At 53.2% G+C, this 20,539-nt stretch carries 15 protein-coding genes; 9 read left to right on the forward strand and 6 right to left on the reverse strand.

Annotated features, from left to right (window positions below):
* The first annotated feature begins 151 nt into the window (after positions 1–151).
* The 3 genes from FUA23_RS15235 to FUA23_RS15245 all read left to right on the forward strand — a co-directional run bounded on the left by FUA23_RS15235 (position 152) and on the right by FUA23_RS15245 (position 5,645).
* Positions 152–3,016: a DEAD/DEAH box helicase family protein gene (locus tag FUA23_RS15235; protein WP_147931619.1), complete on the forward strand. Its 2,865-nt coding sequence runs from the start codon at positions 152–154 to the stop codon at positions 3,014–3,016.
* A 209-nt stretch (positions 3,017–3,225) separates the two neighbouring features.
* On the forward strand, positions 3,226–4,293 hold the full coding sequence (locus FUA23_RS15240; RefSeq protein WP_222707043.1) for an ATP-grasp domain-containing protein: 1,068 nt from the start codon (positions 3,226–3,228) through the stop codon (positions 4,291–4,293).
* 179 nt (positions 4,294–4,472) lie between these two features.
* The gene (locus tag FUA23_RS15245) at positions 4,473–5,645 is read left to right on the forward strand and encodes a M23 family metallopeptidase (RefSeq protein WP_147931620.1); all 1,173 of its coding nucleotides are present in this window, start codon (positions 4,473–4,475) and stop codon (positions 5,643–5,645) included.
* A gap of 142 nt (positions 5,646–5,787) precedes the next feature.
* Here the strand turns inward: FUA23_RS15245 and FUA23_RS15250 are convergent, their stop codons facing one another.
* Positions 5,788–7,572 (reverse strand): ABC transporter ATP-binding protein, encoded by a 1,785-nt coding sequence (locus FUA23_RS15250; protein ID WP_147931621.1) that lies wholly within the window; start codon positions 7,570–7,572, stop codon positions 5,788–5,790.
* A gap of 333 nt (positions 7,573–7,905) precedes the next feature.
* Positions 7,906–8,379, reverse strand: coding sequence for a DUF2059 domain-containing protein (locus FUA23_RS15255; RefSeq protein WP_147931622.1), 474 nt, complete (start codon positions 8,377–8,379; stop codon positions 7,906–7,908).
* Between the two features lie 374 nt (positions 8,380–8,753).
* On the opposite strand from FUA23_RS15255, the gene rfaE2 reads away from it, so the two are divergent.
* The 6 genes from rfaE2 (at position 8,754) to FUA23_RS15285 (ending at position 14,802) form a co-directional block, all read left to right on the forward strand.
* Positions 8,754–9,242, forward strand: a complete 489-nt coding sequence (gene rfaE2, locus FUA23_RS15260; protein WP_147931623.1) for a D-glycero-beta-D-manno-heptose 1-phosphate adenylyltransferase — start codon at positions 8,754–8,756, stop codon at positions 9,240–9,242.
* A 60-nt stretch (positions 9,243–9,302) separates the two neighbouring features.
* On the forward strand, positions 9,303–9,965 hold the full coding sequence (locus tag FUA23_RS15265; protein ID WP_147931624.1) for a hypothetical protein: 663 nt from the start codon (positions 9,303–9,305) through the stop codon (positions 9,963–9,965).
* Between the two features lie 91 nt (positions 9,966–10,056).
* Complete coding sequence (locus tag FUA23_RS15270) at positions 10,057–10,845, forward strand: Nif3-like dinuclear metal center hexameric protein (RefSeq protein WP_147931625.1); 789 nt, start codon at positions 10,057–10,059, stop codon at positions 10,843–10,845.
* A gap of 211 nt (positions 10,846–11,056) precedes the next feature.
* Complete coding sequence (locus FUA23_RS15275; protein ID WP_147931626.1) at positions 11,057–11,809, forward strand: zinc ribbon domain-containing protein; 753 nt, start codon at positions 11,057–11,059, stop codon at positions 11,807–11,809.
* Between the two features lie 192 nt (positions 11,810–12,001).
* On the forward strand, positions 12,002–13,336 hold the full coding sequence (locus FUA23_RS15280) for a saccharopine dehydrogenase C-terminal domain-containing protein (protein ID WP_147931627.1): 1,335 nt from the start codon (positions 12,002–12,004) through the stop codon (positions 13,334–13,336).
* 215 nt (positions 13,337–13,551) lie between these two features.
* Positions 13,552–14,802, forward strand: coding sequence for a polysaccharide biosynthesis protein (locus FUA23_RS15285; RefSeq protein WP_147931628.1), 1,251 nt, complete (start codon positions 13,552–13,554; stop codon positions 14,800–14,802).
* Here FUA23_RS15285 and FUA23_RS15290 read toward each other — a convergent pair.
* The 4 genes from FUA23_RS15290 to FUA23_RS15305 form a co-directional block, all read right to left on the reverse strand.
* Positions 14,781–15,737 (reverse strand): class I SAM-dependent methyltransferase, encoded by a 957-nt coding sequence (locus tag FUA23_RS15290; protein WP_147931629.1) that lies wholly within the window; start codon positions 15,735–15,737, stop codon positions 14,781–14,783. The genes FUA23_RS15285 and FUA23_RS15290 overlap by 22 nt on opposite strands.
* A gap of 135 nt (positions 15,738–15,872) precedes the next feature.
* Positions 15,873–17,450: an FG-GAP repeat domain-containing protein gene (locus tag FUA23_RS15295; protein WP_147931630.1), complete on the reverse strand. Its 1,578-nt coding sequence runs from the start codon at positions 17,448–17,450 to the stop codon at positions 15,873–15,875.
* A gap of 304 nt (positions 17,451–17,754) precedes the next feature.
* Complete coding sequence (locus FUA23_RS15300) at positions 17,755–18,990, reverse strand: acyl-CoA dehydrogenase family protein (RefSeq protein WP_147931631.1); 1,236 nt, start codon at positions 18,988–18,990, stop codon at positions 17,755–17,757.
* 892 nt (positions 18,991–19,882) lie between these two features.
* Complete coding sequence (locus FUA23_RS15305) at positions 19,883–20,461, reverse strand: DUF2911 domain-containing protein (protein ID WP_147931632.1); 579 nt, start codon at positions 20,459–20,461, stop codon at positions 19,883–19,885.
* Positions 20,462–20,539 lie beyond the last annotated feature (78 nt).

The raw sequence follows: 20,539 nt of genomic DNA on the forward strand, positions 1-20,539 counted from the left end.
ATGCGTTAGCCCTGAAGGGGAGGCTGCCGACCTGTCTGTAGCCAGACTGTAAATTCTTCATTAAAAGGATCCGTGGAGTAAAACTCCTCCACCAGAATAGCGGTAGTGTTTTACTCCAATTAACAGATTCCTCCAGTATCTTGCCCGTACCATGGCAGCAAACTCCCCTCAGTTCCAATACCCCTGGCGGGCCTACCAGGCCCGGGTGCTGGAGAACCTGCACCTGTACAGCGAAGACCGGCGCGTTCACATCGTGGCTCCTCCGGGAGCAGGGAAAACGGTACTGGGGTTGGAGATCGTTCGTCGTATGGCGAAGCAATCGTTGATCCTGTCGCCCAGCCTCACCATCAGAGAGCAATGGGGACAGCGGTACCGCGACGATTTCTGCGCCGACGCAAGCCTGATCTCCAACGATCTCGATCAACCCGCAACCCTCACCATCGTAACCTATCAGGCCGTTTTCGAATACTTTAAGCGCAACGGTACTTCTGGCCTCGAATGGGTGGAAGTGCTCGTTGTTGACGAGTGTCATCACCTCCGGAACGAATGGTGGAAAGTGCTCGACGCATTGACGAAAACTTTCCAACCGGAACTCGTAGCGCTCACGGCTACCCCTCCTTACGATGTGAGCGGCATCGAATGGCGGCGCTACAACAATTTTTGCGGAGAAATAGACGAGGAAATCTCCATTCCGGAACTCGTCAATTCCGGAGACCTCTGTCCTCATCAGGATTATCTCTATCCCGTTCTGCCCCCCGTAGGCGAAGCAGGAAGGATCAAAGACTGGCAGGAACACAAAGCAGAACTACTCGCCGCAATGCATGAGCGTTCGGGCCTCGCGCTTCTCCTTCAGGAGCATCCCTGGCTGGCAAATCCGGAAGAGCACTACGCCGCTATCTTCGAGGAGCCGGAGTACTTCACCGCTCTCCTGAGTGTTATGAAAGCACAAGGATCTGAACCTCCTGCCTCCGCGCTCGGTGTCCTGCACGGTGAGGCTACCATCGCTCCGGACCTGGACGATCATTGGGTGAATATCTTTTTACAGAAGGCGCTGCGCAACGATGAATACTTCGACACCACACAGGGGAAGGATTGTCTGCGCCCCTACCGCCGCATCATCACAGCGATGGGAGCCTGGAGCCAGGGCAAACTCCTCTTTGAAGGAGATTTGCCACCCGGAGGTAAAACGAAAGCTGAACTCGAAAGTCCCGGTGCCAAGCTCGCCGCGCTCGTCGAAATTGCCAGGTTCGAGGCCGAAGACCTCGGCGCTGATCTCCGGATGGTAATGCTGACCGATTACATTGACCAGGAGTTCTTGCCCACTACGGAGCATGACCGGACGGAAATCAACAGGCTTGGCACCATCCCCGTCTTTGAAACCCTCCGCCGCCAAAACAATGAACTATACGATGAAGACCTTGCCGTCCTGACCGGAAGCCTGGTCATCATCCCAGCAAAGGCAGAAAGCCGCCTCCTCGAAATGGCTTATGATGAATTACCCGCCAAGCGGGTAATCCGAACGAAGCCTCTCTTCGAAAACAGCAAATACCTCTTGGTGAATACCGGAGGTTTAGCCAATAAGTATAGTGTAGGTTGGATCACCCAACTGTTCACCGAAGGGTTCATTCGCATCATCGTGGGTACCAAATCATTACTTGGCGAAGGGTGGGATGCTCCGGTAATCAACAGCCTGGTACTCGCTAATACGGTGGGTAGTTTTGTGCTCAGCAACCAGATGCGCGGCCGGGCCATCCGGACGGTCAGGGGGAATCCTGATAAAACGGCAAATATCTGGCATCCGGTGGTGGTCCATCCGGGCGTACGTCAGGGTGGCCCTGACGTTGATCGGCTGCGGAGAAGAATGCGGGCCTTTCCCGGCCCGCGCCTCGACGGTAAGCCCGTCATCCAGAACGGAATGGCCCGCTTCGGAATAAACTGGGACAAGACTTCGCAGCAGGCAATGGAACTCGTCAGGGACCAAACGCTCCGCTTAGCAACGAAGCGTAACGATCTGATCGAAAGCTGGAACACTGCGCTTGCGTCCGGTGCCCAGCTGGTGGAAGCCATCAAACCTCCCGAAGAGCAGTACTACGAAAAAAAAGACCGGCTTACGCTGCACTACAAAGAGAGTATTGCCCGCTATTTCAAAAACGACTACCGGTCTTCTTTGCGGCAAATCCGAAACGCTACAACTGTCGCTTTGGCTGGTGTTTATCTGCTGCTGATACTTTCCCCTGATAAAGTTGAATGGTTTGGCTTGGTCGCATCGTTGCTGGCGCTGATTCTTGGCGGGCTTACGCTGAGGCGGTTCATCCCGATGTACCAAAGATCGAAGAAGCAGCAGCTGGCTGCTCAGGATGAGCAGATCAGGGAACTGGAGTCGGGGATGCCCCGGTACCTGCTTTACTTTATGTTGCTGATTTTGATTCCGGTGATAAGCAACATCTGGGTTCTGTCGGCTTTCGGTTTCATCTTCTTTGGCTGGATGTTTGCCTTCCTGTTTCTGTATGCCGGCAAGGCAATGGCTGCTGCCGCCCGGAGTTACGAGTCACTGTCGGATACCGGCCTGCGCCTGAAAACCTACGGTCGTGCGCTGGCCGAAAGTATGCAGGCCGCCGGTTTGTTCCACAAGGCAACACCCGACCAACTACGCCTGGAAGAGGACGATGACGAGATGTACCTCTACCTCTCCGGAGCAGAACACCACGATACCCACCTGTTCGCCGCAGCACTGGCCGAAATGATGAGTCCCGTTGACAATCCGCGGTACCTGCTGCGCCTCAACCAACCGGAGGGCTGGGCCGAAGGTGAATATTACCTCGCAGTGCCGTCTGTACTGGGCAACAAAAAAAGAAGCGGAGATCTCGCCAGCCGAATCACCAAAGCGATGAAACACGATTTTCAGCCCGTCTATACCCGTGAACCCTCCGGCAGACTTCGGTTACTCACCGCCAGGTTGCAAGCCAGTGGCATGGGGGAGACTGCGATGGCTGAGCGTGACATGCTCTGGCGGTAGCCTCAGGACCGAACAGACCATAAGGGAGAAGCATTATACCTGAACCAAAGTGGTGCGGAATTATTTCATGCTGTCAGCGTAGTGGCTGGACAGATGCAATGAAAACGAGTGGTAAAATTCCCGATCACCTTGGTTCAGATATGATTTACTAATCATCCTTAAAGTGCTGATCGATCTGGCATACAAGGAGGCATCAAAAATTTGATACTGTGAAAACGCAAACAGCAATTCTCTACCAAAGTGGACCTCCGCCCGAAAAAGACGGGGTGCAGAAGCCAATGAAACCAGGAGGATATTCCGACAGTGGTGCTGATGTAGCCTACTGTCTTTTCTCAAATGAGCAAGAGGTCGTCGTTCCTGCGGCCTCTCCTGATCCGGCAAATGATTACGACTGGGTTTTTCCGGATTCCGAAGCAGGCATCACCGCTGCGCTAAGCGCAGGCGCAAACGTCTTTTGGTTGAATACGGTTTTGTATACCGGGCACCCAATAGAAACGTTTTTCTCTGAGGCAATCGAAATAATAGGCCAGCACCCGGACATGGTCGACCTTTTTGACGACAAGGTTTTTACGAATAAGCGGTTAGCGGAAAATAAAATCGACATACCCGAAAGCTACCTCATCGAGGAGAGCAATGACCTGGCGCTGCTGAAGGATAAGCTGCAATACCCTGTAGTAATAAAACCCATAAGAGGACGGGGGAGTCAGGGAGTTGCCCTGGTGAGGAATAAAGAGGAGTTATCGGTAAGAAGTGAAGAGCTGTTGACCAGCCAGAACTTCGGCAATGCTTTCTACCTGGAACGCTACCTCCCCGGGAAGGAAATCACCATTACGGTAATGCCGCCGGGGAAATACCGGATCAGAGAAGAAGAAGTTGTTTTTGAAAAGCACTGGTCGCTGCCGCCAGTCGAAAGGTTCAACCACGAAGACGGCATTGCGCCCTACAATGGCACCGTTGCGGTGGTCAACAACAGCAAGGTGTTGACGGGGGATGAGCTCAAAGATGAAGCAGTCGGCAGGGCAATGTCTCAATGCGAAGAGGCGGCCGCTTTGGTTGAAGCCAGGGCGCCCATCAGAATTGATTGCCGTGCGAGCGCTGCGGGGAAGTATTACCTGTTCGACCTGAACATGAAACCCAACCTTACAGGAGCATCCCGTAAACACCGGGCAGACCAGGACAGCCTCACCACAATTGCAGCGCGTGGCATAGGGTGGTCCTATTTCGACCTGCTGCGGAACATCGCTGCGCAGAAATGGACGCCGGTAGCAAAAAGCTAAGCACTCAGGCCAGCGGCGACTTCCCCGGAAAACCCGCGCTGCACCTGCGGCCCCGCCCCAATATTCTGATGTTGCAATACTGCGAATTGAGGAGGCGCGAACGCTGGTGCAAAGAAGGTTGAAGGAGCAACGAAGCGACCTGTCGACCTTATCTTGGCGGTGAACGTTCTCTTTACCCTATGCGCCTTTCTTCTCAATCCAGGTTTAATCTGTTCATCTTTATTGTATTTGGGCTTCTCATGACCTACGCCGGCTGTGGCGGACGGGACCTGATGGGAGACACGAAAACGTTCTTCGAGCGCCTGTTCGGCCCGAAGACCCCGCGCACGGCCTACCGGAAAACGATGCTGAAAGAAGGTTGGGCCACCGATCTGGAAGTTGAGGTGTGGGACGCAGCCTACGAGGTCGCTAAGTCAACTCCTCTGATGGTCGGTTTGCCTCATCGCGAGGCTGTTAGCCTCGATAGCCAGTTGACACTTTCCGCGCAATCATTTCGACTGAGGCTCCCTGCCGGACGGACGCTGGAGATCAATGCTCGTGGCTCCGGGCCTTTATTCGGCGAGCTTTTTCGCTTCAAGGGAGGGGAGCCCAACAGCCGCCCCGCCGAATATTTCCCCGAAGGCGGAGGGCCGATTACTTACGAAACGCCCTGGCTCCACGGCGAAGATCTCCTCTTTGTACTGCAAATACCCATTGGCGAACCGGTGGATTACGAACTGCAACTCACGACCAGGCCCGTTCTGCTTTTTCCCGTAGATGGCAAAGACGAAAGGGCTATCCAGTCTTTCTGGGGCGCTCCGCGCGACGGTGGCCGTCGTAAACACGAGGGCAACGACATCTTCGCCCCAAAAGGAACCAATCTCCTGGCCACCACCGATGGCGAAATTACCCGCCTGAACAATACCGGAATTGGGGGCAAAACGGTCTGGCTCTACGACCGGGAGCGGGGCCTGAGGTACTACTACGCTCACCTCGATCAGCAACTGGTTCGTAAAGGGCAGCGGGTACAGAAAGGAGAAATTGTCGGTACGGTAGGCAATACCGGAAACGCCCGGACGACACCACCGCACCTCCACTTCGGTATCTACGACAATGGCGCGATTGATCCTTTTCCTTTCCTGCAATCAGCGGATGAACTGCCTGCGGTTTCCCCCTTGTCTTTGTCCGGTCCCGCCGCCGCAATGAACGTGCCCACGCGTGGAAATCATTACCTCCGCTTTACACCCGCGCGGGATGGAGAGGTGATCCGGCAACTGGAAAACGGTGAAGCGGTTACCGGCCTGGCGGTTACCGGGCGGTTTTACCGGGTCAAGACGGAGCGGGGGGAAGTTGGGTATGTGAATTTTGACTGACCAAACCTCCCCGGACGACGCAGCCTCCGGCTGCGAGTTTTTTGACTTCCCACTGTGTTATACGGGCTACCCGGAAATGGTTAGGAGAAGAAGCAAAAAGAAGGCCGGTATCAAAACATCAACGAACCAAAACACCAACTTACTAATCCACCTCTTCGACCTGCCGCTCCACGATCTCAGAGTAGTACCCGCCATTGGCCAGCAACTCCTCGTGTGTTCCCATTTCCGCAACGTGACCGTCTTCGAGCACCATGATTTTGTCGAACTTGAGGTGGCCGTAAATACGGTGGGTGATGATCACCGCCGTTTTATCGCCGAGAGCTTCGTTGAAGTAACCCAGGATTTGCTGCTCGGTATTGGTGTCGACGGCGCTGAGGCAGTCGTCCAGCAAAATAATATCAGGTTTTTTGATGAGGGCGCGCGCGATGCTGACGCGCTGCTTCTGCCCGCCGGACAGCGTAACACCCCGTTCTCCAACCAGGGTGTCGAAGCCCAGGGCAAGACCCTCGATGTCTTCGCGGACGGCGGCGTAGCCGGCGAATTCCTCGATTTCGGCCCGGGTAGGGGTGGTGCTGGAGCCAAAAGCAATGTTATTGTGAATGTCGTCGCTGAACAGGAAGATGTCTTGCGGGACGTAGCCGATCTGCTGGCGCAAGTTCGCCAATCCCTGCTCCCTGATGTCTTTGCCATCAATCAGGATGCGACCTTCGGTAACGTCGTACATCCGGAGCAGAAGGTCCGCGATAGTGGTTTTACCCGACCCGGTCCGACCGATTATAGCCAGCTTCTCGCCCGGCTTGAGGTGGAAACTCACGTTGTCGATGGCTTTGATGCCCGTATCGGGGTAGACAAACGAGACATTCTCGAAGGTGATCTCCCCTTCGATGTCGTGGCGGTCTTCCGGTTTAGGGTCTACGATGCTGGTTTTAGTTTCCAGAAACTCGTTGATCCGCTTCTGGCTGGCCGCCGCCTGCTGCACGATGGAGGCGATCCAGCCGATGGCCGTTACCGGCCAGGTGAGCATGTTGACGTAGATGACGAACTCGGCGATGTTACCGGCCGAAATGCTGCCGTTTACCACCTGCAGGCCACCAACATAAACCGTCAGAATCGTTGAAGCACCAACCATGAAAACCATTAGGGGGAAGAACCAGGCGTCGATCTTGGCCAGGTCCATACTCATGTTTTTGTACTGGTCACTTTCTTTAGCGAAGTAATCTACCTGCTGCTTTTCGCGAACGTAAGACTTCACTACCCGTACACCGCTAAACACCTCCTGTGCCGTACTCGTGAGCTTAGACAGCTGCTGCTGAATGAAGGTGGATCGCGTATGGATGATGTTGCTGACGTAGTAAATACTGATGGCCAGCAGCGGTAGCGGAATCAGGGTGTAAAGGGTGAGGGTAGGGGATACGGCCAGCATGGCAAAGATTACCAGCGCGATGGTCGAGATCAGGTTGGCGAGATACATTACGGCGGGGCCGAGGTACATCCGGACCTTGTTCACATCTTCCGTGATCCGGTTCATCAGGTCACCGGTGTTGTTGCGCTTGTAAAAATCGAGGCTCAACTCCTGGTAATGATCGTAGATCAGTTCCCGAAGATCATACTCTATCAGGCGGCTCATCACGATGATCGTCTGCCGGGTCAGATAAAGGAAGAAACCCATCAGGATGGCCAGAAGCAAAACGATCGCCCCGAAAATCATGAGACTATGGCTCAGTACGCCGAAATACTCGTTGCCAAGCTCGAAGCCTTCGTACATCCGGTAGGTACTCACCTGTTCAACTACAAGATCGAGTGCCTCACGGATCACCTGCGGCTGCAGCACCCGAAAGTAATTGGATACGCAGATGAAGATGATGCCCAGAAGCAAACGCCACCGGTATTTCCAGAAGAAACGGTTGAGGAATTTTAGTTCGCGCAAGAGAAGATATTGGTCTTTTGGGTTTTGCGGATTTATTCCGCAGAGTTACAGGACAAACGTTTATGTGTAGTGGTAGTTTCGAATTGCGACGCTTTTCTAAGCGCAAACATCCGGCACAGGCATCAGGCCCAAACAAAACGGGCGCGTCTTCCCGTAAAACCAAAGGGCGCAACCCAAACGATGGCTCAGCTCCGACCCCGGTAATTTGTTGTGGGGTATGGGACTGAGCGACCTTTTGGGGTGCGCCCGAATGGCAATCAGTCGACCTGTCTGCCGGTGAGTTTTTTGCTGTTAAGACCGTTTATTGCCGGTCATGGAAACTATTGCGATAAATCAGTTGCGCTCTTCGAGCGCCTGTTGGAGTTTGTCGGTGATTTTTGCGGCTATTTCCTGCCCCCATTCTGCACCAACGCTCATACTGGCCTGCATAAGTGCAGGCTGCTTGGCTACAATCTTTTGGGTGAGTGGATTACTCATGTACGCAATCTGGTGGTCAAGTTCTTCTTCGGTGAAGTGTTCTTTGTATAGCTGGATCATGTCGGGTAGCAATGATTTATAACCCGTCTGGTGTACTTCTTTGGTGAACTCGTCCCAAAAATCTTTTGACAGCGCGTCACTGTACAAAGGGTTCATTTTCTGCATGTCTAGCATCTGATCGATGATGGTGGAAAACTGAGCCTCTGCACCGGACAGTTTCAGCAACTCGGTAATTTTAGCGTCGAGATCTGAATCGGATTGAGGCTTTGTGTCCTGGGCGTTCAGGCTCAGGAAAGAAAGGAATAAAAGGGGAAGGATGATGTGTTTCATAAGGTGAAGTTACGGCAAAATGTACCAGAAAAGAGATGCTTTCTTAATGGTCGTCTGACCGTTGATAGTACTATCTGTTTCGGGCAAGAGCTGCGTTGGCAGGATGAAAGGGAGGGGATTGCTTCAGGGGGTTAAATTGTTAGTATACAGGGCGCGAACGCAGGATGCAAAGAAAGTTTTTGGTGAAGTAAGCTTGCGCAAAATCCGTCTGGTTATTTAGCGAAAGCTTTACTATTAAGCAGGTTTTCAGGAGGTTAGGAACTGTAATTAGAGTAGCGAAAATTCGCTGATTAACAGTAGGTTAGCGGTGCATTCAACATATTGCTCGCCCCATATTGGATTTAGCGAAAACAGGACCTACCTTCGGCCCTGATATGACCCCTACCGAACTTGTACAGGAGCGATTACTCTCCCTTGAAGACCTGAGCCGCCGGCGTTGTGGCTGGCGCACGTATTCACAGAAGACTGTGTTTACCAACGGTGTATTCGATCTCATTCACCCGGGCCACCTGACTTACCTGGCCGAAGCGGCCGGTTTGGGGCAACGCCTCATCGTTGGGGTCAATTCCGACGAGAGCGTCAAACGCCTGAAAGGAGATGGGCGCCCCGTAATGCCCCTGGCCGCGCGGATGCAACTGCTGGCCGGCCTCTTCTACGTGGACGGAGTAATTGCTTTCGACGAGGACACTCCGCTCGAGTTAATCAAGGCGCTCAAGCCCGACGTGCTCGTTAAGGGTGGAGATTACACCGAAGACACCATCGTTGGCGCACCCGAGGTGCGCAGCTGGGGTGGGGAAGTGGAGGTGCTCACTTTCGTTGACGGGTACAGTTCTACCGGAATTATTGAGCGTTTGCGCGGCTGATCAGCCGAACCCCGACCGGATTATGCTGTTTCATTGCCGGAACGAAACTCTTCTTTCAGCATGAACCGCAACCAACTTTTTTACACTGCCGTTTTCTTCCTCGCCGTTGCCTTCTCTGCTTGCCAGGATGCACCCGCAGCAACAGACACGGACGAGACCGCCGCCCCGGCTACGTATGCCGAAACGGCTTCGCCCGCAGCCCCCGAACCTGCTGCACCTGCAGCTGCGCAGCCAGCCGCCGGGGCCAAATCAGCAACAACCAAAGAAGCATTAGCTGCCGATGATCCCTTCGTGATCAGTGGAGGTGCGGTACTGGGCATTCGTCCGGGAGACCCAATCGCTGGGGTCAACAACACCAAAAAGTCTACTGTAAAGACAGCAGAGGGGCGCCTCACAATCTATGAACTGGTGGATGAAGGAGATGAGAAACTAGGTTACCTGCAACCCGATCCGCGTGATGCTGAAAAAATAGGTAGCATCCATATTTCATCCGGGATGTTCTCTACCCCGGAGGGGATTGCGGTAGGTGACACCTACGCTGAGCTCGAGAAGGCGCTGGGGAACATCACGCCCCATGGCAGTGAAGTCACAAATAAGACGTGGGTTCAGGTGGGACAAACGCGGTTTATCCTCAATCAGGCGAATCGTACTTACGAGCTCGGTAAAGGCAGCGTTAAACCGGACGCGAAGATTGAGGAGATCGTTGTGGTAGATCCCGGTTAGAAAGGATGTTTGCTCCGGCAACTACAACTTAACGGGAAAGCCCTTGTTTTTAAACCCCTCTTTGCACCTGCGTAAGCGCCAAAAAATCAGAATGACAATACAAGACATCACTTCTTACCTCGAATCCATCGCTCCCGCTCACCTGCAGGAGAGTTACGATAACGCCGGTCTGATTGTCGGCCACTCGGATACCGAGGTGACCGGCGTCCTTACCAGTCTGGATTGTACCGAAGAAATCATCGCCGAAGCAAAAGCGCGCGGCTGTAATATGGTAGTAGCTCACCACCCGATTGTGTTTCGTGGCCTGAAGCGGTTCAACGGCAATGACTACGTGGAGCGCACGGTGATTAAGGCCATCAAAGAGAATGTGGCGATCTACGCCATCCACACCAACCTCGATAACGTTCGCCACCAGGGCGTGAACGAACGCATCGCTCAGCGCCTTGGGCTCGAAAACCTGCGCATCCTTAGCCCCAAAAATGAGGAGGAAACCATCGGATCGGGGATGGTAGGAGAGCTCCCTGCCGCAATGAGTGAGCTAGAGTTTTTGCGCCACCTGAAAACAAGTATGGAGGCTTCGGTGGTAAAACATACGCGTCTTGCGGGCAAAGACGTGAAGACCGTAGCGCTTTGCGGCGGTGCCGGAGGCTTCCTGCTGGGACAGGCAAAGAAAGCTGGCGCGGAAGTATTCGTTACTTCCGATTATAAATACCACGAATTTTTCGACGCCGATGGCGAGATTATTATCTGTGATATTGGGCATTACGAAAGCGAACAGTTTACAACCCAATTACTTGCGGAGTTGTTAACAAAGAAATTCCCTACCTTTGCGGTTCTTTGCACGGAGCTAACGACCAATCCGGTCAGTTACTTTGTGTAGAGGCCCAAACAAATGTGAGGAGCTCGGCGTAAAGAACTGTACCTTCTGATTATTAACAGGTTCGAAGTCAGGTCTCAGTATTCGGGATGCGGAATGTTACCGCTACTGCATTCTGACCTCTGTTTTCTGCAGTCTGAACAACCTTCAGTCGTGGTAATCAGTTATTTATCTTGCAAGCTTCACCTAATAAACTAAAATTAATCCCCCCCGCATGGCAGTTGCAACCGAAAAAACGGTAGAAGAAAAAATGCGTGAGCTGTTCCGCCTTCAGCAGATCGACTCTCAGATCGACGCAATTGAAATTCTGAAGGGCGAGCTTCCGATGGAAGTAAGCGACCTCGAAGACGAGATCGTGGGCCTCAATACCCGCGTAACCCGCCTCGAAGGCCAGGTGAAGGACCTTAAGCAGGAAATCGCCCGCCACGACAATAACATCAAGGAGTCCGAGCAACTCATCCTCCGTTACGAGGAGCAGATGAACAACGTGAAGAACAACCGTGAGTACGAGGCCCTGATGAAGGAGACCGAAATGCAGCGTTTGGAAATTCAGCTTTCCGACAAGAAGGCCGGATCAAGCCACCGTGAACTGGAGACCAAACAGGCTGCTCTGGACATGACGCTCGGTAAGCAGGCTGAAAAGAAAGAACTCCTCGGCGTAAAGCAGGAGGAACTAAAAGCCATCATCGCCAAGACGGAAAAAGAAGAGAAGAAACTTCGTCGGGCATCCGATAAACAGCGCAAGGAAATCTCTGAGCGCCTCCTGAAGGGCTACGACCGCATCCGCAATACTTACCGCAACGGTCTTGGTGTGGTAACCGTAGAACGTAACGCCTGTGGTGGTTGCTTCAACGCCATCCCGCCCCAGCAGCAACTCGAAATCAGCCAGCGCAAGCGGGTGATGATTTGTGAGCACTGCAACCGGATTCTGGTAGATCACAACATCGAAGAAGAAATGGCCGACTAAACGCGCTTAGTGCGTTTTAAAGCATTCTCCTTTCCTAAAACGACCCTTAGCTCTGATGCTAAGGGTCGTTTTTTGTTTGGCCTGATTCCGGAGGTCTTTTGTTCGCCGTAAAGGGGATCGTTGGGGGCTTAGAGTAAAAAGCGCGAAGCGCGTCTTACATTTGCCCTTAGCCACTAACCAAGCCAAACAAACATGTCCGCAAGAATTCTCATTATCGGTGCCGGCCGATCATCCGCAGCCCTCATCAAATATTGCCTCGATAAAAGCGAGGAGTTGTCCTGGACTGTAACCGTCGCCGATGCCGACCCCGCCGCCGCCGCCGCTAAAATTGGTGACCACCCGCGCGGAACAAGCGCCTGGTTAGACGTAACCAAAACAAACGACCGTAGTGACCTCATCAGCCGGGCCGATATTGTCGTCTCTTTGCTGCCCGCTCACCTTCACCTTGAGGTCGCCCACGATTGTATCCGGCTCAAGAAACATCTGATTACGGCGAGCTACGTTAGTCAGGAACTCTACCGTCTGGGCGACGAAGCCCGCGACCGCGAACTGATCTTTATGGGGGAAATGGGGCTCGATCCCGGCATTGATCATATGACAGCTATGCAGCGGCTCGACACGATCCGGGCCAAGGGAGCCAAAATCACGGCCTTTCGCTCGTTCACCGGAGGGCTCGTCGCACCGGAGAGCAACGATAATCCCTGGGGCTATAAATTCACCTGGAACCCCCGCAACGTTGTACTGGCTGGCCAGGGAACAGCGCAGTACCTTCAGGACGGGAAACTCAAGTTTATCCCTTATCAACGACTGTTCAGCACGGTATGGAACATCAATGTTCCCGGGCAAGGCGCATTCGAGGCGTACGCCAACCGAGACAGTCTGCTGTACCGTGAACAGTACAACCTCGATGACATCCCTACTATTTTGCGGGGAACTCTCCGCTACCCGGGATATGCTGCTGCCTGGAATGCATTGGTTCAGGTCGGCCTCACCGATGCCGACTTCCCAATCCTCGATAGCGGGAAAATAACCTACCATGAACTGATGGAGGCATTGGCGCCTTCAGGCTCAGGATCGGTCAAAGACCGTATTGCCGGTATGCTGGACGTGCCACCCAACGGAGAAGTGATGGACCGGCTCGTATGGCTGGGGCTCTTCACCAAAAAACGCATCAGACTACGCGACGCAACACCTGCATTGATCCTCGAGAGACTCCTCCTTGACAAGTGGAAACTCTCACCGGACGATAAAGACCTCATCGTTATGCAACACCAGATCGATTACGAGCTGGACGGCAAAACCTTCCGTGACGTCAGTAACCTCACGATGAAAGGGGAGGATGCTGAAGATACGGCCATGTCGCGCCTCGTTGGCCTGCCGATGGGTATCTTTGTCCGGCTCATCAGCCAGGGTTCCATCAAAGCAACCGGCGTACACATCCCCACCATGAAGGAAGTCTACGAGCCCGTTTTGGAGGAAATGAAATCCTTCGGGATGGAGCTTACGCATACGACGGAGGAAATTTAGAGGTCAGAGTACAGAAGTCAGTGTACGGAAATATGATACGGAGCTATATTTTTGCTTCGGATTCGAGGTTTCACTAGTTTAGCCTTATTCTCTGCACTCTGCACTCCAATTTCTGAACTCTGAACGCTAAAATCTTAATCCGCGCCGGCCAGTTCGCTCAGGCTGCCCGCCAGGGAGCGATAATCGTGGTGGCTCTTGCTCTCCCACGGCTTGGCATGAGCCGGGAAGTAATTGGTGACTGGGAGAGTTTACTCTATGTAGGCTATATGCTGGGCTTCGGCTGGTTAACAGGTTTGTTGCAAGCCTATTTGGTGCAGGTCCGGACGATCAGACCTGCGGAAGCAGCGGCGTTCTCACGAGTAGCCATCGTGGGGGTTGGTTTGTTTTCTGTGTGTTTACTTGGTTTTGCTGGCGGGATGCACGAGTTGTTGTTTCGTGTACTCAGTATAGGAGATGGGCCGCCCGGCTGGTGGTACTACTTTCTCTTTTTACTGACCCAGTGGCCAGGTCTCTTCTTTGAGCAGGTACTTACCATCCGGGAGAAACCACTCGTGTTGGTGCTGTTTAGCGGGTTGTCGGCACTAGGGTTCATGCTTGCGCTGTTACTTCCGATCTATTACGGTTCCGGCCTTACCGATGCACTGTTCGTTCTGGCCACCTTTGCGGGGGTGAAGGGGCTGATTATTGGAGGCTGGCTGATTTATGATCGCTTCTCCTTACGTGGCAAAGAGGGAGAGAAGAGCCAGGCATTAAATGGTGAAAAACCTTCCTTCCCTTTCTCTGCTATTACCAGTTTGCTCTCTACGGCCTGGCCTTTGATCCTTTATGCTTCTGTAGGCGCTTTAGTAACTGCCTTCGATCTTTGGTTTGTAAACTATTGGTATGAGGGAGACGAGTCTGTTTTCGCCACCTTCCGCTACGGTGCACGGGAATTACCGCTGCTGGCAGCGATAATCAACGGCGCAATGGTAGTCGTCCTGCCCCGGCTTACGGAAGCGCCTTCGGCAGGATTAGACTTGCTGAAAGAAACCTCCCGCCGGCTCTTTCACTGGATTTTCGGAGGTGCGATTTTTCTGATGGCTACTTCCGGTGTATGGTGGACGTTTGTATTTACAGACTTGTTTGTGGAGAGTCTGCCCTTGTTTCAGGCCTATCTGTTTGTAGTTGTCAGCAGGCTCTTATTTCCAATGCCAGTAATGATAGCAATGGGGAGAACCAAAGGGTTGTACTTATTCAGCTTGTCAGAATTGCTGGTGAAAATCGTGGTTTGCTCGATTGCCGCCTATTATTTCGGACTTGTGGGGATAATTCTGTCGATCGTATTCGCTGACGTGTCTAACAAGCTCATTTTAATGTTGTACGTCCACTATTACATGAAGATCCATCCACGCAGATATATGGACGTGCGGTTTTTTTTAGGCTACCTGGCTCTGATGATATTAACTTATGCCTTTGTGATTATGTAGATAAGCCGGAAAGGCTTAGGTACAACTCTATTCGCAAGGTTGTCAACAAAGGTCCAGAGGCCGTGAGGAAGATGCTGTAGCAGTCTGTAGCCTCTCAAAAAAAGAAGTGCTTTATTAGAGAGAGTACGGGTTTTCAACTGAGCTTCCTGATGAGAAGCAAGTATATCGTCAAGTGAGTTTTCTTTGAACGAATGGATGTGCGCATTGTGTGGCGTCATGCGGTTGCAATGAATACACAGCGAATGTTGTCGCTTTTCGTTGTAGGGCGTTGAAATGATGATTTTCCCTCCGGGCTTAGTCACTCGCAGTAAGTTGTCGATGTAAGCCTTGGTGTCAGTAACGTGCTCAATAACTTCAGCAGATATTACGACGTCGAAAAAAGCCTCTTTGAAAGGAAGATTCAGCACATCCCCGTTTACCGCAAAATGGTTGGGGGAAGGATGACGGGCCAGGATCTTAATGCAATTGCTCAATGCTATATCAAAGGATACCACCTTGCGTTTAAGCGGAAGTAGGCTTTTAGCCACCCAGCCGCCGCCACAGCCTACATCTAAAATTCGTGCCGCAGATTGAGGGGTTTCTTTCAAAATAGCTTCGTGGAGTCTTCTGTTTTCATCTTGGGTAGCCTCATCTTCATATTCTCCGAAATAGTCAAATTCTACTGCGTCTACTTCATAATGTTCTGCATAGTCGAAGCCTTCGTGTTTATCGGAATTAAGTGAGCGATCCAGAAAAACGGGGACGTTGTTTACAACTCGGAAGGATTGAGGAGTGTCGGGTGTCTGTTCAATTAAATTGTCTTGTCCGGAGTCAAAATTCAAGCCAAGGTGACGCTGGGGAGAAACTACGAAATCTGTTATTTTAAGCATCTTTGTAAGGATGAAAAAGCGCCAGCGGAAGAACCCGATGATGGGCGAAGTTAATTGAATTTGCATTCATTGTTCAGCGTTATGCTCGTTTCTGCTTTCGGTCTGTTGGGGCAATTGGGGCGCGGCCGCAGGTGCAATATGAGTTAATGGCTCGGTTACAGACAAATCTATTGCTGCTGCTCAATTACAGGTTCTCCGCGCCTATTGTCCGGAGGTGATCGCTGTGTTCTTCAGAAACAGGTAGGCGGGTAAGGGCGCTCCTTGCTTTACGTCAGAAACGATCCCGTTTGGGAGGTAAGCCGCAAAGTTGCCCAGCAGAAGATCAACGTCTCCATCCTGGTCAACATCTCCCTGGACCATAGTGAGGTAGTGCACTCCGTCGGGTTTCCGGAAACCGGCTGGTTTGAAGTTGTAACCGTGCAAGCTCCAACTTCTGCGCAGATAAACGAAACTGTGGGTGGGCCGGAGGTGATCGGGCACGAAATAGGCAACTGCCGCAAGGTCCATATCGCCGTCGCTATCGAAGTCTGCAACTTCTACGTTGTAAGCTCCGTCAAGATGAAAGAACATCTCCTCCGTGAAACTTCCCTCGCCGTCGTTCTCGTAAATCCTGATACCGTGGTAGTTTTTAGGAAAAGGCGGGTAATCAAAATTATCCCCGTTGGTACAGATCAGGTCCGGGTGGCCGTCGTCGTTCATGTCCGCTATCTCCAGGTCCGACGACCCGTAGCTCGGGGGGAACCGCAAGAGGATTTTTCGCTCCACGCCTCCGGGCCGGGAGAAATAGGCTACCACAGATTCGTCGCCCTGTCCGAACAGGGCTACCAGGTCTGTCCAGCCGTCCTGGTCCAGGTCCGTAGCTCGCAACCTGATGGCACCGGAACGCCCGCTCAGCGTGCGCTTCAACCTGTAAACTCCGGCTTCGTCGGGGAGGTAAACATTGAGTGCTCCCGCCATATTGCCGAATTCTGCCACTATGAGTTCGGCGGTGCCGTCCCGGTCCAGGTCTAAACGTTCCATTGCTACGGGACGGGCAAGGGTATCCAAAAGGATTCGCAGAGAATCCGATGAGTACGAACTGACTTTACCCCGTGGCAGGTCGGAAGGCACCAAACTACCCATCGTAAGAATTGTCCCGGTTGCGGGGTCAATATCAACCGGCGCAGAGTCTACCTCCCGCTCGCCGATCAAGGTGTGCTTATGATCGAAGGTCCGCAACCGCCCACCGCGCTGACCGGCGGCTCCAACAATTATTTCCTTACGTAGGTCGTCAAATTTGAGCAGCGTGGTGTAGGGCGCATCGGTTTTCTCATCGGGTAAGGTTACCGGGTTAACCGAGAACTGACGCAACTTCCTGATCGGAGCGGGTTCGGGAGTGAGGGGTGGGGTAGGCGGAGCCGCCGTGAGGTAGTAGTCCTGCAGTAGCGCCCAGTCCAAAGAATCGATCGTTGCTTTTATGGGGTACAGCGATTCCAGGTAAGGAGCCGTTTGGGTATTCTCGAGGTAGAACCTGCGGCTTCTGCTACCGTATTTACCCAGGAAAGCACCCATCTTTGGCAGCACTTCTTCTTCCCAGATGTTGTGCGGGAGGTCCTGGGGGGCGGGGACCAGATGGCAGCTGCCGCAGTAGGACAAGGCGACCTCCGCACCGGGATGATCCGAAACTGGTGGCTCTGAGGAACAATTGACCAGCATGATCCACAGCAGTCCAATGGCCAGGGCAATGCCCGGCCGTTTGATGTTGATGTGGTGGCTGTAAGTCAAATACTGGTCTTCCAAAATATTGAGAGATTTAGTTGGGACGTAACCCCACGAAAGTACCAGAATAACACGGGGTATTCCGGCTCCAAAGGAGCATTAAGGTAACTTCATATTTGCATTGCATGGGTTTGCCGCAAAAAAAAGCGTTCAGTATTCAAACTGCCGCTTAGGGCAGAATGAATACTGAACGCCGTGTTGCCCGGTCGTGAGCGAAAAGGTTGAACCGGATCCTACTGAATTTTACAATGCTCAGTACGAGCCGCGGCATATTCCCTGAAGCCGAGACAACTGACGTTTGTCGTACCGGTCTCAGATCATATTTCTAGGCGAACCCATTGAATCCTGTAACATCCATTCCCGTAATCAGGAGGTGAATGTCGTGGGTGCCTTCGTAGGTAACGACCGACTCCAGATTGGCCATGTGGCGCATGATCGGGTATTCAGACGTGATGCCCATGCCGCCGTGGATTTGCCGGGCTTCGCGCGCGATTTCCAGGGCCATATTCACATTGTTGCGTTTTCCCATACTAATTTGAGCGGGGCTGGCTTCGCCTTTGTTAGCGAGGGTGCCAAGGCGCCACGCCAACAGCTGAGCTTTGGTGATCTCGGTGATCATCTCCGCCAGCTTCTTCTGCGTGAGCTGGAACTGGCCAATCGGCTTACCAAACTGTGTCCGCTCCTGGCTATAGCGCAGGGCCGAGTCGTAGCAGTCAAGTGCCGCACCAATGGCTCCCCAGGCGATACCGTAGCGAGCTTTGCTGAGGCAACTCAACGGACCACGTAAGCTCTTGATGTCGGGGAAGACGTTCTCCTTCGGCACCTTTACGTTGTCAAACACCAGTTCGCCGGTAACGGAAGCCCGGAGGCTCCACTTACCTTTGATCTCGGGAGCACTGAAGCCTTCCCACTGGCTTTCCACGACCATGCCGCGTACTTTGCCGTCTTCGTCCTTTGCCCACACAACCGCTAGGTCAGCAACGGGGCTGTTGGTGATCCACATCTTAGCTCCGTTCAGGACGTAGTGGTCGCCGGCATCCTTGATGTTGGTAATCATACTGCTCGGGTCAGAGCCCGAGTCGGGCTCGGTAAGACCGAAACAGCCGATGAATTCTCCCGCGCCGAGCTTGGGCAGGTATTTCTTCTTTGTCTCTTCGTTCGCGTACTTGTAAATCGGGTACATCACCAGGCTACCCTGTACGGATGCCATCGAGCGCAGACCGGAGTCGCAACGCTCCAGCTCCTGCATGATCACACCGTAAGCTATCTCGTCCATTCCGCCGCCGCCGTATTCAACGGGGAGCGAAGGGCCGAAAGCTCCGATCTCAGCGAGGCCTTTGAACAAATGAGTTGGACAAACGCCGCGCATCGCGGCGTCGTCAATGATGGGCGCAACTTCGGCTTTGACCCAGTCACGGACCGCATCACGGGCCATTTTGTGCTCGTCGGTAAGTAATTCGTCAACTCCGAAGTAGTCGTGGTGCTGAAAGCGGTCCGGGCTGCTGGATTGCTGAAAGTCGGACTTGGTGGTGAAGGCTTTTTTCTTGGTGGTGGTGGGCATGATCAGTTTAATTTGGTCAGGCAAATATAAGGAAGATTGAAGTCGGAGAATTTGAGTCGGGAGTCATGAGTCTGGAGTCATGAGTCGCTGCCGCAAGTACCGTTCGCGGCGCTGCGCTTGCTCACCTCACCGGATCAGCCAAAGCGAAATGAATGATGCTCCCGACTCAAGACTCCCGACTCAAGACTCCCGACTCCCAAGCTCCTCCCTCGCACAAGGCGATTGAGCAAAGCGAAAAGAGCAGTTGCTCGCGGCAGCGACTCCCGACTCCCGACTCCCGACTCCCAAGCTCCTCCCTCGCACAAGGTGATTGAGCAAAGCGAAAAGAGCGGTTGCTCGCGGTAGCGACTCCCGACTCCGGACTCCAGACTCCCAGACTCCTCCCTCGTACAAGGCGATTGAGCAAAGCGAAAAGAGCAGTTGCTCGCGGCAGCGACTCCCGACTCCCGACTCCCGACTCCAGACTCATGAGTCGCTGCCGCAAGTACCGTTCGCGGCGCTGCGCTTGCTCACCTCACCGGATCAGCCAAAGCGAAATGAATGATGCCCGCGACTCCCGACTCAAGACTCCCGACTCCCAAGCTCCTCCCTCGTACAAGGCGATTGAGCAAAGCGAAAAGAGCAGTTGCTCGCGGTAGCGACTCCCGACTCCCGACTCCCGACTCCCAAGCTCCTCCCTCGTACAAGGCGATTGAGCAAAGCGAAAAGAGCAGTTGCTCGCGGCAGCGACTCCCGACTCCGGACTCCCGACTCAAGACTCCCGACTCCCAAGCTCCTCCCTCGCACAAGGCGATTGAGCAAAGCGAAAAGAGCGGTTGCTCGCGGTAGCGACTCCCGACTCCCGACTCCCGACTCAAGACTCCCGACTCCAGACTCTCGACTCCCGACCAGCCTATTTCACCAGTACAATAGGAACTTCGACTACTGTCTTGTCCCATCCCATTTTGAGGTGGACAGTTCCAGGTGCTGCTTCGTAGAGAGAGATGGAAAAATTCTCAATTACCTCATCCGCTTTGGCCGTAGGTACGGTGATGGTCGCAACGTTGAACTCAGGCTTGTAGGCGTACACTCCCCAGCCATCGACATCGAGGCTGAAGAAAACCTCCCATTTGTTGGCGTTAGGAATGGCCCCCATCGTGTAGCGGCCGGCAGGTACTACCTGCTCGCCAATTTTTACAGGAGCGAAGAACGTAATCTCTGTGGTTTCGTTGGCACCAAGACGGTAGGGCTCGCCGTAGGGAGCTAAGTCGCCGCCCCATACTTCACGGCCCTTCTTGTAAGGTCGGCTGTAAAGAACTCTGATCTTGGGCTCCATAGCCATTGCAGCGCTATCCGTTTTTGCGAATGCGCGGAAAGCCGCACGTGCAGGATAGTAAGCTGCATCGAGTGGAGATTTGTCTATGTCTGCAAAGTCTTGAGCAGACAGGAATACTGACGACAGGGTGAGAAGGGTAAAGAGAAAGTAACGCATAATTGGTTTTTATTGATTTAGGTTATTTGTTGTGGTTAAATCCCCCCCAGAAATATCGGTCTCTCCTGTTCTGATTGG

Origin of the sequence: Neolewinella aurantiaca (assembly GCF_008014675.1) — a bacterium.
GTDB lineage: Bacteria > Bacteroidota > Bacteroidia > Chitinophagales > Saprospiraceae > Neolewinella > Neolewinella aurantiaca.

Bases quoted from the DNA above. Each gene is read 5' to 3' on its own strand.
- rfaE2 (WP_147931623.1), top strand. From the start codon at position 8,754: ATGACCCCTACCGAACTTGTACAGGAGCGATTACTCTCCCTTGAAGAC.
- FUA23_RS15290 (WP_147931629.1), bottom strand. From the start codon at position 15,737: ATGCAAATTCAATTAACTTCGCCCATCATCGGGTTCTTCCGCTGGCGC.
- FUA23_RS15285 (WP_147931628.1), top strand. From the start codon at position 13,552: ATGAGCCGGGAAGTAATTGGTGACTGGGAGAGTTTACTCTATGTAGGC.
- FUA23_RS15280 (WP_147931627.1), top strand. From the start codon at position 12,002: ATGTCCGCAAGAATTCTCATTATCGGTGCCGGCCGATCATCCGCAGCC.
- FUA23_RS15300 (WP_147931631.1), bottom strand. From the start codon at position 18,990: ATGCCCACCACCACCAAGAAAAAAGCCTTCACCACCAAGTCCGACTTT.
- FUA23_RS15275 (WP_147931626.1), top strand. From the start codon at position 11,057: ATGGCAGTTGCAACCGAAAAAACGGTAGAAGAAAAAATGCGTGAGCTG.
- FUA23_RS15265 (WP_147931624.1), top strand. From the start codon at position 9,303: ATGAACCGCAACCAACTTTTTTACACTGCCGTTTTCTTCCTCGCCGTT.
- FUA23_RS15255 (WP_147931622.1), bottom strand. From the start codon at position 8,379: ATGAAACACATCATCCTTCCCCTTTTATTCCTTTCTTTCCTGAGCCTG.
- FUA23_RS15245 (WP_147931620.1), top strand. From the start codon at position 4,473: ATGCGCCTTTCTTCTCAATCCAGGTTTAATCTGTTCATCTTTATTGTA.
- FUA23_RS15270 (WP_147931625.1), top strand. From the start codon at position 10,057: ATGACAATACAAGACATCACTTCTTACCTCGAATCCATCGCTCCCGCT.
- FUA23_RS15305 (WP_147931632.1), bottom strand. From the start codon at position 20,461: ATGCGTTACTTTCTCTTTACCCTTCTCACCCTGTCGTCAGTATTCCTG.
- FUA23_RS15235 (WP_147931619.1), top strand. From the start codon at position 152: ATGGCAGCAAACTCCCCTCAGTTCCAATACCCCTGGCGGGCCTACCAG.